The following is a 16,370-nucleotide window of genomic DNA, read 5'->3' on the forward strand; positions in this document are numbered from 1 at the left end:
ACCCGGTAGCGAGGAAAGGTTGAGGAGGACCTCGAATGGATTGACGTTGCCTCGATACAACCGTCACTGCCGGGGGCGATAGAGGCGTCGACGTAACGGGCATAACCGACAAGCTCGGTTTCCGATATATCGTCGGTGAGATGATTGGGGAGAAGGTGTCATGGCGGTTCTTGTCACGGGTGGCGCGGGCTATATCGGCAGCCACATGGTCCTGGCTCTGCTCGACGCCGGGCACGAAGAGGTTGTAGTCCTCGATGACCTTTCAACCGGTTTCGATTGGGCACTCCCTCCTGAGGTAAAACTCGTGATCGGCGATGTCGCCGATCAGGCCCTGGTCACGGAAACCATCCTCCAGCACCGCATCGATGCGATCGCACACTTCGCCGCGCGCATCGTTGTTCCGGATTCCGTGGCCGATCCGCTGCATTATTACTTGGCCAATACCGTCAAGACGCGGGCTCTCATCGAAACAGCGGTCCGCTGCGGCGTCAAGCACGTGATCTTTTCCTCGACGGCGGCGGTCTACGGCGAGCCCGAGGTGGTGCCGGTGCCGGAAAACCTGCTGCCCGCGCCGATCAATCCCTACGGGCGCTCCAAGCTGATGAGCGAGTGGATGATCGCCGACGCGGCCAAGGCCCACGGCTTCTCCTACGTCGTCCTGCGCTACTTCAACGTGGCGGGTGCGGATCCGCGCGGGCGGACGGGACAGTCGACTCCGAACGCCACGCACCTGATCAAGGTCGCGACGCAGGCCGCCCTCGGCCAGCGCACGCATCTCGATGTCTACGGCACCGACTACCCGACCCGCGACGGCTCGTGCCTGCGCGACTACATCCAGGTCTCCGACCTCGCCGAGGCCCACCGGGTGGCCCTGAACCACCTTCGGTCCGGCGGCGAGAGCCTGACGCTCAATTGCGGCTACGGCCGCGGCTACTCGGTCCTCGAGGTGATCGACGTGGTCAAGCGGGTCTCGGGACGCGACTTCGAGGTCCGTCTCTCGCCGCGCCGGCCCGGCGACCCGGCCCAGATCGTCGCCGAGGCCCAGCGCATCCGCGATCTCGGCTGGACGCCGCAGAACGAGGACCTGGACCGGATCGTCGCCCAGGCCTTCGCCTGGGAAGAGGCCCTGACCCGGCGCAACCGCACGTGAGGGGCTGGGCGCCGCTCGTCCTCGCCGGACTGCTCGGCGCCGGCCCTGTGCAGGCGGCGGGCGCGTCTCCTCCGGCGACCGCGACGGCGGAGGCGAAGTCCCGCTTCGCCGCCTTCGTCGCCGGCCTCCGGCCCGAGGCCGAGGCGCGCGGCGTCTCGTCGACGACGTTTTCGGCCGCCTTCGCGGGAATCGCCGGACCCGATCCCGACATCCTCGCCCGTACGGGCAGACAGGGCGAGTTCGGGCGCCCCGTCTGGGATTACCTCGTCGGCGCGGTCTCGCCCGGGCGGATCGCCCGGGGACAGGCCCAGGCCAAGCGGCTGGCGCCCGTCCTCAGCCGGATCGAGGCCCGCTACGGCGTGCCGCGCTGGATCGTGCTGGCGTTCTGGGGCGTGGAGTCGGATTTCGGGGCGAGCGCCGGCAGCGTCCCGACGATCCGGGCGCTCGCGACGCTGGCGGAGGCGAAGTTCCGCGGGACGCTGTTCCGCGACGAGCTGCTCGCCGCCCTGACCATCCTGGAGCGCGGCGACGTCACCCCCGAGCGCATGAAGGGCTCCTGGGCCGGGGCCATGGGGCAGGTGCAGTTCCTGCCGTCGAGCTTCCTGGCGCATGCCGTCGACTTCGACGGCGACGGCCACCGCGACATCTGGGGGTCGCAGGCCGATGCCCTCGCCTCCATCGCCGCCTACCTGAAGACTCTGGGCTGGAACCCCGCCCTGTCCTGGGGCTACGAGGTCGTCCTGCCGGCCGGGTTCGACCTGGCCCGCTACCGGGGCGACCTCTCCGATTTCGCCGGGCGCGGGGTCCGGCGCACCGATGGGGCGGCCCTTCCCGCCAAGGGCGGCGCCAGCCTGTTCCTGCCCGGCGGCCTCGGCGGCCCGGTCTTTCTGATCACCGATAACTTCGAGGTGGTCCGCGCCTACAACACCTCGGATTCCTATGCGCTCGCGGTGGGACACCTCGCCGATCGCCTGGCCGGCGGACCGGCCCTCGCTGCGCCCTGGCCGGCGACGGCCGCCCGCCTCGACAAGGCGGGGCTACAGGCGCTCCAGGCCGGTCTGGCCGCTCGCGGGCTCTACGGGGGCGAAGCCGACGGACGCGCCGGGCCGAAGCTGCGCGAGGCGGTGCGGCAGTACCAGATCGCCGAGGGCATGCCGGCGGACGGCTACGCCACGCCCGCGTTGCTGGAGCACATCCGCCGGCGCCCTTAGACCTCGGCGGCATCCTCCTCTAAGGTGATGGGCACCCGACCGGTCTTCCGGTCCGATTGATCGAGGCATCCCATGACCTTGCCGGCTTCGCGCGCGGCCTGGTGTCTGCTCTCCGGATTGTCCCTGCTCCTCGCCGGCGCCCTGCCGGCGGCCGCGCAGTGGGGCGATTCCTACGATGCCCCCCGCGGCGGCGACTACCAGTCGCCGCGTCGGCGGGCGCGGGACTATTACCGGGACGACGACGGCTACGGCGCCCGGCAGGCGAACCGGCGCTACGCGCCGCCGCCACAGGAAGCGCCCCGCCAGTTCTACTGGCCCTGGGAGGACCGCCCGGCCCCCGCCCAGGTCGCGCCCGCGCCGAGCGCCCGCCCGGCGCCGCCGCGCAACCGCAGCTATGCCGACGATGGGCGCGCGGGCTATGACGACGGCCGCGCCGTCCGGCGCCGTCCCCGCCCTGCCCCGGTCGTCGTCCAGCCCAAACCCACCGCCCTGAAGGTCGAGCCGACGACCCGCATCGCCGTGTTCGGCGATACGCTCGCAGGTCATCTCGGCAGCGGCCTGTCGAACGTGTTCGAGGACAATGCCGAGATCGGGGTCGTCGATCGCTCGAAGGCTGATAGCGGCCTCGTGCGCAGGGATGTGGTCGACTGGCCCAAGGCCGCCGAGGAATTCCTGAAGGCGAACCCGAAGACCAGCTACGCGCTGGTCATGCTGGGCTCGAACGATCGCCAGCCGATCCGCGACGGAGACCAAACCCTCGATCCCCTGAGCGACCGCTGGCGGACCCTCTACGCCGAGCGCGTCGATGCCCTGATCAAGGTGTTCACCGAGGCCAAGATTCCGTTGATCTGGGTCGGGGCGCCGCCCATGCGCAGCGAGTCCCTCACCAAGGACATCGCGGCGATCAACGATATCTTCCGCGAGCGCGTGGCCAAGGCCGGCCAGACCTACGTCGACATCTGGCCGGGCTTCGTCGACGACCGCAACCGCTACGCGGCGACGGGCCCGGATCTCGAAGGCCAGGAAGCGAAGCTGCGCACGGCCGATGGCGTGCACTTCACCAAGGCGGGGGCGCGCAAGATGGCGCATTTCGCCGACGTCGAGTTGAAGCGGATGATGGGTACCGGTACGCCGCCGGCCCAGCCAGCGCTCGCCGCCCCCGTGGCGGTGGCGCCGCAGCCGACGGTCGGGGGGGAAGCCGCCAAGCTCGACGATGCCGCCGCCATCGATCGTCAGATCACCGCGATGCTACCGAGCCTGCCGGAGCCGCCGGGCATCCCGGCGCTCCCGGTCAAGCCCCTGGCCGGTCCGGTGGTCCCTCTCGGCCGCGCCGAGGTGACGCCGGGCGGCACCCTGATCAGCGGTCGACCCCGCGATGCCGATCCTTCGGGGACCGTCGAGCGCGCCCTGGTCCGTGGGGCGGCGCCCCTGCCCCAGCCCGGCCGGGCCGACGATTTCAAGTGGCCACCCGGCTGACCGCCGGTCCATCCTCCGCCTGCCCGGGTGACGGGTCGGGCACTGGGCTCGGCCGCCGAGACGCTAGAGCGCTTTCCACTTACTCCGGATCGTAGCCGGCGGCAGCGAAGTAGTTTGCGCACTCGGTTGGTGTGAAGGCGTCGAGCAGATCGCCGACGACAGTCCAGAGCCGATCGACCGTGCGCTCGGCCGCTTTGCGCAGCAGCGCCTTGAGTTTGGCGAAGGCCATCTCAATCGGGTTAAAGTCGGGCGAGTACGGCGGCAGGAAGCGAAGCCGTGCGCCGCTGGCCTCGATGGCGGCCTGGATCGCTGTGCCCTTGTGGGCGGGGAGGTTGTCGAGGATGACGGTATCGCCGGGCCTGAGGGTTGGGGCGAGCACCTGCTCGACGTAGGCCAGGAACCACTCCCGCGTCATCGGTCCGTCGAGCACCATGGGTGCGCTCATCCCCGACAGGCGCAAGCCCGCAACGAACGTCGTCGTGAGCCAATGGCCATGCGGGATGCCCGAGCGCAGGCGCTGACCGCGAGCACAGCGACCGCGCAGGCGCGCCATGCGGGTGGAGAGACCCGTCTCATCGATGAAGATCAGGCGCTCAGGATCGAGGTCGGGCTGCGCGGCAAACCACGCCTCACGGGATGCGGCCACGTCGGGGCGATCCTGCTCGGTTGCGTGCGCTGACTTTTTTTCCACGTCACCGCGCGGCAGGCGAAGAAACGCCACAGCGTGCCCAATCCGACCGAGACGCTGCGCTCGGTACGTAGGCGTTCCTGCATCTCGGCAAGCGTGATGTCGTCCTTCTCTTTGGTGAGGGCGAGCAGAAAGGCTTCATGCACGTCGAGCTTGGAGCCGGGTGGACGGCCCTGACGCTGAGCCCGCGTCTCTCCTGTCATCGTTCGCATGCGCGGCCCAGCGGATCACCGTAGCGACGCCGACCCGATAGCGCAGGGCCGCGGCCCGGCGGGACAGACCTGCTTCCACCGCGCCCAAGACGCGAACACGCAGATCGTGACTGTAGGCACGGGCCATGGCGATCTCCCTGACGAACCTTCAGGGATCAACACTCACCTGGCCGCAACGACTCAGGGATCGTGGAAAATGCTCTAGCCGACGCCAACCGGATGCTTCGTCACCACGGGGCTCCGCATGGTGACGAGTTCCTCGCCGGCCGTCGGATGCACCGCGATGGTGCGGTCGAAATCCGCCTTGGTGGCGCCCATGGTCACGGCGATACCCACTGCCTGGATGATTTCGCCGGCATCGTGGCCGAGGATGTGCACGCCGACCACGCGGTCGCTCGCGCAATCGACTACCACCTTCATCAGCACGCGCTCCTGGCGGCCCGAAAGAGTCGCCTTCATCGGTCGGAAGCTCGACCGGTAGACGTCGACGGCCCCGTAGAGTTTGCGCGCCACGTCCTCGTTGTGACCGACGACGCCGATCTCGGGTGTCGAGAAGACGGCGGTGGGGATGAGCCCGTGATCGACGCACCAGGGCTTCTCGCCGAACACCGTGTCGGCGAAGGCGTGGCCCTCGCGGATGGCGATGGGTGTCAGCGCGGCCCGGTCGGTGACGTCACCCACGGCATAGATCGAGGGGACGCGGGTCTGCGAGAAGGCGTCGACGGGAATCGCGCCGCGCGCGTCCGGCTCGATCCCGACCCTGTCGAGGCCGAGGCCGGCGATGTTCGGGCGCCGGCCCGTGGCGGTGAGGACCTGATCAACCTCCAGGGTGGCGCCGTCGTCCAGTGTGACGCGGATGCCGCTCCCGGTGCGGTCCAGGCGCTCCACCGTGCGATTAAGGCGCAGGTCCATGCGCTTGGCATAGGCTTCGCCCAGAGCGTCGCGGATCTCGTCGTCGAAGCCGCGCAGGAGCCGGTCGCCCCGGTGCAGCAGCGTGGTGCGGCTGCCCAGATGGGCGAAGACGCCCGCGAACTCCACCGCGATGTAGCCGCCGCCGACCACGAGGATCCGCTCGGGCAGGGTCTCGAGGTCGAAGACCTCGTTCGACGTGATGGCGAGCTCGGCGCCCGGGATCAGCGGCTCCTTGACCGGATGGGCACCGACCGCGACCAGGATGAACCGCGCCGTGACGCGGCGGTCCGATCCGACGAGGCGCACCGTGTGCGCGTCCTCGATCACCGCCCGCTCGGAAACGATGGTGACCCCGGCCCGCCCGAGATTGGCGTCGTAGATGCCTTCCAGGCGGGTCACCTCGGCATCGCGCCGGGCCTTCAGGACGCTCCAGTCGAAGCGCGGCTCGGGCAATGTCCACCCGAAACCGGCCGCATCTTCGAACTCGTCGGCGAAGCGCCCGGCATAGACCATGAGCTTCTTCGGCACGCAGCCGCGGATCACGCAGGTGCCGCCGACCCGATACTCCTCGGCGAGCTGCACCCGGGCGCCGTATCCGGCGGCGATGCGGGCCGCCCGGACGCCGCCGGAACCGCCGCCGATGACGAACAGGTCGACGTCGAAGGTGCGGGCCAGATCGTCAGCCATGAACTCATCCTGCGGGTGTGGGCGCCGAGGGCTCTCCATCGCCTGAACGGGCCGGCACATCAACCGTCGCGTCGTCCGGGTTCACCCGCACGACGCAAACGAAAAGGCCGCTTCTCCTCGTGGAGAAACGGCCTCGAAGACACCGGTGCGGCGCAAAAAAGCGCCGGCGGGCTTACTTGATCTTGGTTTCCTTGAAGTCGACGTGCTTGCGCACGACGGGGTCGTACTTCTTCATCGACAGCTTCTCGGTCTGTGTGCGGGAGTTCTTCTTCGTGACGTAGAAGTAACCCGTATCGGCGGTCGAGATCAGCTTGACTTTAACGGTGACGGCCTTGGCCATGGACGCGGCGCTCCTGTGATCGCGGCATTCCGCATCAGCGAAACGCAAAAGGGCCGGCGTTGGCCGGCTGAATACCGGCGGGTGATTGCCTCATCGGCCGGGATTCGTCAAGGCGCATCGTGTTCGGGATGGCGGACGATGCGCAGGGCGACGACTCCCGCATAGCCGAGGAACAGCAGGCACAGGCTGTAGGCGAAGCCCTGGGGCGGGGCCAGATCCATGCCACCGCCGATGATTGGCGGTCCGAGCATCAGGCCGACATTGTAGAGCACCACGAAGGCGGCATTGGCGCCCGCAAGTTCCGGCCCGCGCACCGTCGCCCCGAGATGGGCGAGGCCCACCGTGTAGAGCGTTCCGGCGATCCCGCCCCACAGGAACAGGAGCACCAGCAGCGCGGGGAACGAGGCCGAGGCGAGCGGGATCAGGCTCGAGCCGAGGGCCCCGCCGAGGCCGGCCATCAGCAGCACGAGGCGCCGGTCCACCCGGTCGGCGAGCCAGCCGAAGGGAATCTGGAACATGACGTTGCCCAGCGCCAGCGCGCTGACGAGGCCGGCCGCCGTCTCGGCGTCGTAGCCGAGGCGCAGGCCGTAGAGCGGCAGGATCGCGAAGCCGCCGGTCTCGACCGCCCCGTAGACCAGGGCCGCCGCGGTGGCGGCGGGCGCGAGGCGCAGATAGGCGAGGAAGGACCGCCCGCCTCCGTGTCCGATCACGGGCGACAGGCCCCGGGCCAGCAGGAGCGGCACCAGGGCGACGAGGAACAGGCCGGCGCCCCCGAGATAGGGTGCGTAGCCCTGCGTCCCCAGGACGGCGAGCAGGGTCGGCCCGACCGCGAAGCCCAGCGCCAGCACCGTGGCGTAGATGCCCATCACCAGCCCGCGCCGCTCCGGCGGGGCCGCCTCGTTGATCCAGAACTCGGAGAGCACGAACAGGGCGCCCAGGCTCGTGGAGAACACGAAGCGCAATACGAACCACCAGGCGATGCCCTGGAGGAGCTTGAAGGCGACGAGGCAGAGCGCGCCGAGCACGATGGCGCCGACGAGCAGGGGCAGGACGCCGAGCCGGGCCGCGAGGCGTGGTACGAACGGCACGGTGAGGATGGCCGCGAGGCCGGCGACCGCGGTGTTCACCCCGATCAGGGTGCTCGACGCGCCCATGCGCTCCATCTCGATGGAGAGCAGCGGGATCGTCAGGCTGAGGCCGATGCCGACCACCGCCACGCAGGTGATGGCCGCGGCGATCGAGGCGAAGCGGGAGCGGTCGAGGGGCTCGGCGAGGCGTGGAACCGGCATGACGGGGTCCTGCGGGTCGCTTCCGCGACGCCGGGACCGCCTTGTCTACGCCGGGGGGCGTTCGCGCAACCTCCGGGCCGCCCTCAGCGCGCGGCCGATTTCAGCGGTTTGGTGTCGTTGGCCGGCGGCTTGCGCTCGATCTTCTGGCCGTCGCGCAGGTCGGCGGGCGGGCTGAGCAGGATCTCCTCGCCGCCATCCAGGCCCTGGCCGAGCTCGACGGTGGTGCCGAGGTCGCGCCGGATCGTCACCGTGCGCCACTGCGCCGTGCCGTCATCGCGCGCCACCGCCACCTGCGTGCCGCGCTGGTTGAAGACGAGGCTCTCGGCCGGCACACGCACGTTGGGCTCGGTACGCGGCACCTTCAGGGTGACGTAGACGTAGAGCCCGGCCCGCAGGGCGCCGTCGCCATTCGGCACGTCGACCTGGGCCGTCAGGGTGCGCGACGAGGTCAGCAGCGCCACCGAGCTGCGCTCGACCTTGCCGGAAAAGGTCCGGTCCGCGATCTGCGGCACCTTGATGGAGGCCTCGACGCCGGGCTTCACCCCGACGGCGACGTTCTGGGGCACGTTGACCGAGACGCGCAGGATGTCGTCGCGGTCCATCGAGAGCAGGGCCGTCCCCGTTCCGTCGGCGTGGACGAGATCGCCGACATCGACGCCGCGCTGGGTGATCACGCCGTCGAAGGGCGCGATGATGTCCTTGAAGCCGGTGAGCGCCCGCAGGCGCTCCACCGTGGCGGCCTGCGCCTTGATGTTGGCCTGGGCCACCTTCACGCCGGCCTCCGCCGAGGCGAGGGTCGCGGCCTGGCTGAGCACGCTGGCCTGGGAATTGTCGGCGTTCTGCTTCGAGGCCCAGCCCTGGCCGGCCAGCGTCGTGGTGCGGCTGTTGGTGACGTTGGCGAGGTTCACGTTGGCCTTGGCCTGGTCGACCATGGATTTCGCCTGCAGGAGCGCGGCTTCGAGCTGCCCCGTCTGCGCCTCCGCCTGGGCCAGCTGCTGATCGAGGTCGGGGGCGGCGATGCGCATCAGGATGTCGCCCTGGCGGACCCGGCTGCCGATGTCGACCCGCCGCTCGGCGATGTAGCCCGTGGCGCGGGCGTAGAGGGCCGCCCTGGCGAAGGCATCGGTCTGGCCCGGCAGGGTGATGTCGATCGGCTTGTCGGCCCGCTCGGCGGTGACGGTGCGTACCACCGGCACGAAGCTGTTCACCTTGCGCTGGGTCTCGGAGGCGGCGGCGCGCCGCTCCATCTGGCCGTATCCGCCCCAGGCGAGCAGGCCGATGGCGATCACCGCGGCGATCAGGAACGGCGCCTTGCCGGGCGGCGGAGGGATGTCGGACGGGCCATGGGTCTGATGCATCACGGCTGTCCCATCCCCGAACCGGGCTTCACCCTGCCATCCATGTCCCGGACCCGCCAACGGCTCACGCGTAATCCTCCAACGGCTTGACCTCGCCCCGGCGCAGCAGGGCGTACAGGAACGGCACGAAGAGCAGCGTCGCCGGCGTGCCGATGGCGATGCCGCCCATGACCGCCCGGGCCAGGGCCGCATTCTGCTCGCCGCCCTCTCCCGTGCCCAGCGCCATCGGGATGAGGCCGAGGAACATCGCGCTCGCGGTCATCAGCACCGGCCGCAGGCGGGTCTCGCCGGCGAGCAGGGCCGCTTCTACGGCACCGCAGCCGGTGGCCTCGCGATGCTCCTTGGCGAAGGTCACCAGCAGGATCGAGTTCGCCGAGGCGATGCCCACCGACATGATCGCGCCGAACAGTGAGGGAATCGAGAACGTCGTTCCGGTGATGAACAGGCTCGCGACGATGCCGCAGAAGGCGAGCGGCAGGGCGGCCAGCACCACGAAGGGATCGCCCCAGCTCTGGAAGTTCACCGCCATCAGGAGGTAGACCGCCACCAGGGCGATCGCGAGGCCGACCTGGAGCCGGAAGAAGGCCGATTCCATGTTCTCGATCTGCCCGCGCACCGTGATCTTGTCGGGCGCCGGCAGGGCCTTCTGCTCCTCGGCGACGATCTGGCGGATTTCACCCGCCACCGAGCCCAGATCGCTGTCCTGCACCGCCGCGTAGACGTTGAAGGTCGGCTGCGTGTTGACGTGGTTGATCACCGTCTGCGACCCCTCGCGACGCATGGTCGAGACGCTGGAGAGGAGCGTCAGGACGCCGGGCGCGTCGGCGCCCCCGTTGACCAGGAGCGGCGTGTTCTGGAGGGCCGTCAGCGAATCGTTGCGGTATTCCGGCGTCTGGACCCAGAGCTGGTAGGGGATGCCGGTCTTGGGGTCGGTCCAGAAGTTCGGGGTCACCTGGAAGGAGCCCGACAGCGAGACGTTCAGCCCTTGCGCGATCTGCTGCTGGGTCAGGCCGAGCTCGGAGGCGAGGCGGCGGTCGACATCGACGAAGAATTGCGGCGTGCCGACGATCTGGTGAAGGTGCACGTCGACGGCCCCGCGCACCGCCTTGAGGCGGCGGACGATGTTCTGGGCCACCTCCAGATCCTTGGCGGTGTTGCGGCCCGAGACCTGGATGTCGATCTGCGCCAGGGTGCCGAAGTTCAGAATCTGGGTGATGATGTCCGAGGGCTGGAAGTAAAACACCACGTCGGGGAAGCGCTCACGCAGAACCTCGCGCAGGCGCTTGGTGTAGTCCGCCACCGAGCCGTGGCCCTCCTTCAAGTTGATGAGCATCTGGCCGTCGTTGTAGGCGACGAACGAGCCGTCCGAGAACGCGAAATTGTAGTTGTTCGCCGGCAGGCCGATATTGTCGAGAATCTGGTCGATCTCGCCTTCGGGGATGACCTCGCGGACCACGTTCTCCACCTGCGCGAAGACCTGTTCGGCCGTCTCGATGCGCATGCCGGGCCGCGTCCGCAGGTGCAGGGTCATCTGGCTCGAAGCGACCTGCGGGAAGTAGTCCTGCCCCACGAAGACGAAGAGCCCGGCCGTGGTGGCGAAGATGACGGCCACCAGGCTCAGCGTCGCGACGCGGCGGGCGATCACGGCGTGCAGCAGGCCGAGATAGCTGCGGTGGAAGCGCGCGAACCGCGCCTCGAAGCCGTGCCGGAACCAGCCGGCCAGCCGGAACGGGGGTCCGCCGATCCAGCCGAGGGCGCGCGCGATGCGTCCCCGCCGCGGCGGCGCGCCCTCCCCGTGCTTGGCGTCGTATTCCCGCGCCACCAGCACGTCGATCAGCACCGGCACCAGGGTGCGCGACAGGACGTAGGAGGTCAGCATGGCGAACACGACCGCCAGCGCCTGCGGCGTGAACAGGTATTTCGGCGTGTCGGTCAGCGCGAAGACCGAGACGAAGGCGGCGCAGATCGACAGGGTGGAGATCAGCGCCGGCTTGGCGATGCCGGCCGCGCCCTCCACCACCGACTTGCGGAAGGGCTCCCCCTCCTCGAACAGCCGGTAGGTGTTCTCGATCGCCACGGTGGCGTCGTCGACCAGGATGCCGACCGCCAGGGCCAGGCCGCCCAGCGTCATCACGTTGATGGTCTCGCCCAGAGCGGCCAGGATCGCCAGCGAGGTCAGGATCGAGAGCGGAATCGAGACCAGCACCACGATGGTGGAGCGCCAGGAGCCGAGGAACAGCAGGATGGTGAGGCCCGTGAGACCCGCCGCGATGATCGCCTCGTGGATCACGCCCTCGATGGCGGCCGAGACGAAGACCGATTGGTCGAAGAGCGGCTTCAGGCTCATGCCCTCGGGGGCGGCGGCCTGGATGTCGGGCAGGGCCTTCTTGACGTTGTTGACCACGTCCAGCGTCGAGGCGGTCCCGTTCTTGAAGATGCGCATCAGGACCGAGTGCAGGCCGTCGGCGCGCACGATGTTGACCTGCGGCGGGCCGCCGTCGCGGACGTTGGCGACGTCGCGCACCAGGATCGGCTGACCGCCCACCACCTTGATCGGGATCTGGTTCAGGGCCTCGATCGCTTCCGGCGAGGCGTTGAGCTGCACCGGGTATTGCTGCTCGCCGATCTTGGCGAGGCCGGAGGGGATCGTCAGGTTCTGCGCCGTCACCGCGTTGGTGACGTCCAGAGCCGTCAGCCCGAGAGCCTGGAGGGCGTGCAGGTCCAGATCCACCATGATCTGGCGCGGTGTTCCGCCGAAGGGCGACGGCAGGGTCGAGCCCGGCACCTGGGTCAGGCGCTGGCGGATGCGGTACTGGGCGTAGTCGAAGACCTTGGTCAGGCTCTCGCGGTCGGAGGAGAGCGCGAGCTGGATCACCGGCACCGAGGAGGCCGAGAAGCGCAGGACAATGGGGGGCTGGACGCCGGGTGGCATGGTCGAACGGATCGAGTTCATCGCCGAGACGACCTGCGCGATGGCGAGATCGATGCTCACCGCGCCGTCGAAGTAGATCTTCTGGATCGCCGTGCCCTGGAGGGTCGTCGATTCCATCCGGGCGATGTTGTTGACGTTGTTGGAGAGCGAGAACTCCGCGTAGGTCGTGATGCGTCGCTCCATCTCGGAGGTCGACAGGCCGTTATAGGTCCAGACCACCACGACCACCGGAATGTCCACGGTGGGCAGAACGTCCTTCGGCGCGACCACGACCGCCGCCGCGCCGCCGAGCATCATCAGCACGGCGAGGACGTAGATCGTGATGCGAAACTTCAGAGCGTACTGGACGAGGCCCATGCGGCTCCCACGCGATCGCGTTGCAGCTGGTGTACCACGGTGGTCGCACGCCAGCGGCTTCTCTGTAGCCGTGACTCCGCGACGCAATCGAGGCCTGAACCCGGGTTTTTTGTTTCCGGGTGTAAATCAGCGGCTTAAGCTCTGTCGCTGCTGCCCGATGACTGTGCTGGTTTCGCCGGAGCATCGCGGCCGATGCCGTCCGGCGGCGTCTGGTGCGGACCCCTCGGGATGGTCCGTGCGGCGGTCGGCAGGGAGATTCGGCGGGCCTGTTCCCGGGGCATAAGACGGCCGCGGAGGACGGTCGCGAGGCCGCTCGATCGGCCCTTTCGCGACGCACGGGTCGCAGAGATCGTCGTCTGTCCGGTCGGGGTCGGGATCGTCGGGCCCGTCAGACCGTGGAAGACCAGGCCGGGGAGGACCGAGCGTTCGGCCGCCGCCGGCAGGGCCTGCTCGGGATCGCGGGTAGGGACGTGATCGAACCCGTCGGAGGTTTTCGCCCCGTCGATGATGTCCGACGGGAGGACTCCATGCACCGGGCCGGGTTCGCGCGTTGGAGGTGGTGTGGGCGTATCGGGAGCCGGGCCGCCAGCGCCCCGCATGCAGGTCCACCCGCCCGGTCAGCGTCTCGCAGGACAGCGGCGCGCGGCGCTCAACAGCAGCGGAATCCGCTGCGGTTGCCGACGCCGAAGCGGGCGTTCTCCCGGTTCCGGAAGAACTCCCGCTCGCTCATCGGCTCCTGATCCGCGTGCGTCTTGCGGATATGGGCGGCATAGGCCTCGTAGTCGCCCTGCCCCACCATCAGGCGGGCGCCGTCGCAGACGCATTTCGAGAAGGTCTTGAGACGGTCCCGCAATTCGGTCGACGACAGCGTCATGGGGCTTACTCCGCGGGAACGGCGGCCGGGCCGCCGCTCTCGAGGGCGGTCCAGCGATCGGCGCGGTACGCCTTCACGCAGGCCATGATGCCGAAGGTGGCGATGGCGAGCACGAGGCCGACGAACAGCACCGCGAGGGCCGCGTCGATCCGATCGTTGAAGACGATCTTGTGCATGTCGGCCATGTTCTTGGCCGGCGCCAGCACCTTGTTCTCGGCGATGGCCGCCGAGAAGCGATCGGCATGGGAGAGGAAGCCGATCTTCGGGTCCGCCGAGAAGATCTTCTGCCAGCCGGCCGTCAGCGTGCAGACGCAGAGCCACACGGTGGGGATGATTGTGACGAAGGCGTAGCGCTCGCGCTTCATCTTGAAGATCACCACGGTGGCGAGCGTCAGGGCCACGGCGGCCAGCATCTGGTTGGAGATGCCGAACAGCGGCCACAGGGTGTAGATGCCGCCGAGCGGATCGGTGACGCCCTGGTAGAGGAAGTAGCCCCAGGCGCCGACGCAGAGGGCGGTGGCCAGGATGCTGGGCGCCCAGGCGGTCGTGTCCTTGAACTTCGGTGAGACGAGGCCGAGCAGGTCCTGCAGCATGAAGCGCCCGGCGCGGGTGCCCGCATCCACCGCCGTCAGGATGAACAGGGCCTCGAACAGGATGGCGAAGTGGTACCAGAACGCCATCATCGCCTTGCCGCCGATGGCCGAGGAGATGATGTGCGCCATGCCGACCGCGAGGGTCGGCGCACCGCCGGCGCGGGAGATGATGGAGTGCTCGCCGACGTCCTTCGCCGTCTGGGCGATCTGCTCCGGCGTGATGGTGAAGGCCGGGTCGAGCTTCGTTACCGCAGCGGCGGCGCTCTCCGGCGTGGTGCCGACGAGGCCGGCCGGGGAGTTCATGGTGAAGTAGATGCCCGGCTCGATCACGCTGGCGGAGACCAGCGCCATCACGGCCACGAAGCTCTCCATGAGCATGCCGCCGTAGCCGATGAAGCGGGCATCGGACTCACGGTCGATCAGCTTCGGCGTGGTGCCGGAGGAGATCAGGGCGTGGAAGCCGGAGACCGCGCCGCAGGCGATGGTGATGAACAGGAACGGGAACAGCGATCCGGCCCAGACCGGGCCGCTGCCGTCGACGAACTTCGTGACCGCCGGCATCTGCATGTGCGGCGCGACATAGGCGATGCCCAGCGCGAGGCCGATGATGGTGCCGATCTTGAGGAAGGTCGAGAGGTAGTCGCGCGGGGCGAGCAGGAGCCAGACCGGCAGGATCGAGGCCACGAAGCCGTAGCCGATCAGCAGCCAGCACAGCTGCGTGCCGGTGAAGGTGAAGAACGGACCCCAGTACGGATCGGCCGCGACGTTGCCGCCGTAGACGATGGCGAGCATCAGCAGCACGAAGCCGATGATCGAGACCTCGCCGACCTTTCCCGGGCGGATGTAGCGGGCGTAGAGGCCCATCAGCATCGCGATCGGAATCGTCGCCGCGACCGTGAAGGTGCCCCACGGGCTTTCAGCCAGGGCCTTCACGACGATCATCGCCAGCACCGCCAGCAGGATGACCATGATCATGAAGGTGCCGAACAGGGCGATGATGCCCGGGATCGTGCCGAGTTCGGACCGGATCAGCTCGCCCAGCGAGCGGCCGTCCCGGCGCATCGAGATGAAGAGGACCATGAAGTCCTGCACCGCGCCGGCCAGGACCACGCCCGCCAGGATCCAGAGCAGGCCCGGCAGGTAGCCCATCTGCGCGGCGAGCACGGGGCCGACCAGCGGTCCGGCGCCCGCGATGGCGGCGAAGTGGTGCCCGAACAGCACGTTGCGGTTCGTCGGGACATAGTCGAGCCCGTCGTTGTGCACGTGGGCCGGCGTCCGGCGGCTGTTGTCGAGCCGCATGACCTTGGAGGAGATGAAGAGCGAGTAGTAACGATAGGCGATGAGGTAGACGCAGACCGCCGCAACGACGATCCAGAGGGCATTCACCGTCTCGCCGCGGGTCGTCGCGACGATGGCGAGGGCCGCCGCCCCCAGCGCTCCCACGAGGGCCCAGGGCCCGTGCTTCGATACCGCACTCATGACGTCTCGCTCCAGCGACCTGTCCTTGATGGCAGGTCGTCAAGGGCTCTTCTCGCGCAAATTTTGCGGAAGGGCCAGAGGCGCGCGGCTTCAATCGTTAGGGTTTGAATAACACATCCGGGGATTGTCACCGCGCGAGCGCGCTGCCTCTCCGGCTTCAATCGAGCTCGATGACCCGGTTCGGCAGGGCATCGACCGGCCTGGCCTCCGGTGGGAGCGGACCGGACAGGATGGCCCCGACCTCGACGACCGCCGCGACCAGTCCCGCTTCCGCCTCGCCGCGACGCAGGGCCGCCAGCAGGCTCTCGATGGCCCCGGCCCAGGCGGCGGCCGGGACATGCGCGGCGACGCCGTGGTCGGCGACGATCTCGGCATGGCCCTCGGCCCTGGCGAGATAGATCAGCACGCCGGTCCGCCCCGCCGTCCGGCTGAGTCCGCGGGTGGTGAACTCGCGCAGGGCCTGCTCGTGCGCCCGGTCGCGGCGGATGACCCGCGGCACCAGGGCCATGCGCAGCCGCGGATGCAGGCCGGCCAGCAGGGCCAGCAGGACCACGGCCCCCTGGGTGAGCGCGATCGCGGCGGCACTCCACGGCGTCAGCGCGATCAGCGGCCAGGGCACGGCGAGGCCGGCCGCGAGTGCGAGCAGAAGCGGCGCGGAACGGTAGAGACCGGCGCGGGCGGCCACCAGCACGACGATCTCGCCCGCTGTCCCGGTCTCGGCCCGGCGGATCGCCTCCGCGATCCGCGCGCGCGCCGCCGCGTCGAGGAAGGGAGGCCGTTCACCAGTCACCGGAGGCCCCTCCCCCACCCGA

Annotated in this window: 11 protein-coding genes and 1 pseudogene; 3 read left to right on the forward strand and 9 right to left on the reverse strand. The window is 69.2% G+C overall.

Translation table 11 applies throughout. The features are described from left to right. Window positions 1-160 precede the first annotated feature (160 nt). The 3 genes from galE to AC3WLN_RS14250 all read left to right on the forward strand — a co-directional run bounded on the left by galE (window position 161) and on the right by AC3WLN_RS14250 (window position 3,837). Window positions 161-1,150 carry a UDP-glucose 4-epimerase GalE gene (galE, locus tag AC3WLN_RS14240; protein WP_492482220.1) on the forward strand — a complete coding sequence of 330 codons (990 nt, stop codon included), beginning with the start codon at window positions 161-163 and terminating at the stop codon, window positions 1,148-1,150. Then, entirely contained in the window at window positions 1,147-2,361 is a 1,215-nt protein-coding gene (locus tag AC3WLN_RS14245; protein ID WP_492482222.1) for a lytic murein transglycosylase, read from the forward strand. Before galE ends, AC3WLN_RS14245 begins: the two co-directional genes overlap by 4 nt. Before the next feature lie 72 nt (window positions 2,362-2,433). Further along, window positions 2,434-3,837 (forward strand): SGNH/GDSL hydrolase family protein, encoded by a 1,404-nt coding sequence (locus AC3WLN_RS14250; RefSeq protein WP_492482224.1) that lies wholly within the window; start codon window positions 2,434-2,436, stop codon window positions 3,835-3,837. A gap of 79 nt (window positions 3,838-3,916) precedes the next feature. On the opposite strand, the pseudogene AC3WLN_RS14255 reads toward AC3WLN_RS14250, so the two are convergent. The 9 genes and pseudogenes from AC3WLN_RS14255 to AC3WLN_RS14295 all read right to left on the reverse strand — a co-directional run bounded on the left by AC3WLN_RS14255 (window position 3,917) and on the right by AC3WLN_RS14295 (window position 16,348). Next, window positions 3,917-4,864 (reverse strand): annotated as a pseudogene (locus tag AC3WLN_RS14255) (IS630 family transposase). Window positions 4,865-4,938: 74 nt separating this feature from the next. Further along, window positions 4,939-6,336: a glutathione-disulfide reductase gene (gene gor, locus AC3WLN_RS14260; RefSeq protein WP_492482226.1), complete on the reverse strand. Its 1,398-nt coding sequence runs from the start codon at window positions 6,334-6,336 to the stop codon at window positions 4,939-4,941. 172 nt (window positions 6,337-6,508) lie between these two features. Further along, window positions 6,509-6,676, reverse strand: coding sequence for a 50S ribosomal protein L33 (gene rpmG, locus AC3WLN_RS14265; protein WP_018044575.1), 168 nt, complete (start codon window positions 6,674-6,676; stop codon window positions 6,509-6,511). Window positions 6,677-6,783: 107 nt separating this feature from the next. After that, entirely contained in the window at window positions 6,784-7,965 is a 1,182-nt protein-coding gene (locus AC3WLN_RS14270) for an MFS transporter (protein ID WP_492482229.1), read from the reverse strand. Window positions 7,966-8,048: 83 nt separating this feature from the next. Then, window positions 8,049-9,323 carry an efflux RND transporter periplasmic adaptor subunit gene (locus AC3WLN_RS14275; RefSeq protein WP_492482231.1) on the reverse strand — a complete coding sequence of 425 codons (1,275 nt, stop codon included), beginning with the start codon at window positions 9,321-9,323 and terminating at the stop codon, window positions 8,049-8,051. Window positions 9,324-9,387: 64 nt separating this feature from the next. Next, window positions 9,388-12,612: an efflux RND transporter permease subunit gene (locus tag AC3WLN_RS14280; RefSeq protein ID WP_492482233.1), complete on the reverse strand. Its 3,225-nt coding sequence runs from the start codon at window positions 12,610-12,612 to the stop codon at window positions 9,388-9,390. Between the two features lie 649 nt (window positions 12,613-13,261). Further along, window positions 13,262-13,486, reverse strand: a complete 225-nt coding sequence (locus AC3WLN_RS14285; RefSeq protein ID WP_492482235.1) for a YbdD/YjiX family protein — start codon at window positions 13,484-13,486, stop codon at window positions 13,262-13,264. Window positions 13,487-13,491: 5 nt separating this feature from the next. Then, entirely contained in the window at window positions 13,492-15,558 is a 2,067-nt protein-coding gene (locus AC3WLN_RS14290; RefSeq protein ID WP_492482236.1) for a carbon starvation CstA family protein, read from the reverse strand. A gap of 157 nt (window positions 15,559-15,715) precedes the next feature. Next, window positions 15,716-16,348 (reverse strand): TPM domain-containing protein, encoded by a 633-nt coding sequence (locus AC3WLN_RS14295; RefSeq protein ID WP_492482238.1) that lies wholly within the window; start codon window positions 16,346-16,348, stop codon window positions 15,716-15,718. Between the last annotated feature and the right edge of the window lie 22 nt (window positions 16,349-16,370).

This window comes from Methylobacterium sp. FW306-05-D (assembly GCF_058782155.1).

Bases quoted from the DNA above. Each gene is read 5' to 3' on its own strand.
- gor (WP_492482226.1), bottom strand. From the start codon at position 6,336: ATGGCTGACGATCTGGCCCGCACCTTCGACGTCGACCTGTTCGTCATC.
- AC3WLN_RS14250 (WP_492482224.1), top strand. From the start codon at position 2,434: ATGACCTTGCCGGCTTCGCGCGCGGCCTGGTGTCTGCTCTCCGGATTG.
- rpmG (WP_018044575.1), bottom strand. From the start codon at position 6,676: ATGGCCAAGGCCGTCACCGTTAAAGTCAAGCTGATCTCGACCGCCGAT.
- AC3WLN_RS14270 (WP_492482229.1), bottom strand. From the start codon at position 7,965: ATGCCGGTTCCACGCCTCGCCGAGCCCCTCGACCGCTCCCGCTTCGCC.
- AC3WLN_RS14285 (WP_492482235.1), bottom strand. From the start codon at position 13,486: ATGACGCTGTCGTCGACCGAATTGCGGGACCGTCTCAAGACCTTCTCG.
- AC3WLN_RS14290 (WP_492482236.1), bottom strand. From the start codon at position 15,558: ATGAGTGCGGTATCGAAGCACGGGCCCTGGGCCCTCGTGGGAGCGCTG.
- AC3WLN_RS14275 (WP_492482231.1), bottom strand. From the start codon at position 9,323: ATGCATCAGACCCATGGCCCGTCCGACATCCCTCCGCCGCCCGGCAAG.
- galE (WP_492482220.1), top strand. From the start codon at position 161: ATGGCGGTTCTTGTCACGGGTGGCGCGGGCTATATCGGCAGCCACATG.
- AC3WLN_RS14280 (WP_492482233.1), bottom strand. From the start codon at position 12,612: ATGGGCCTCGTCCAGTACGCTCTGAAGTTTCGCATCACGATCTACGTC.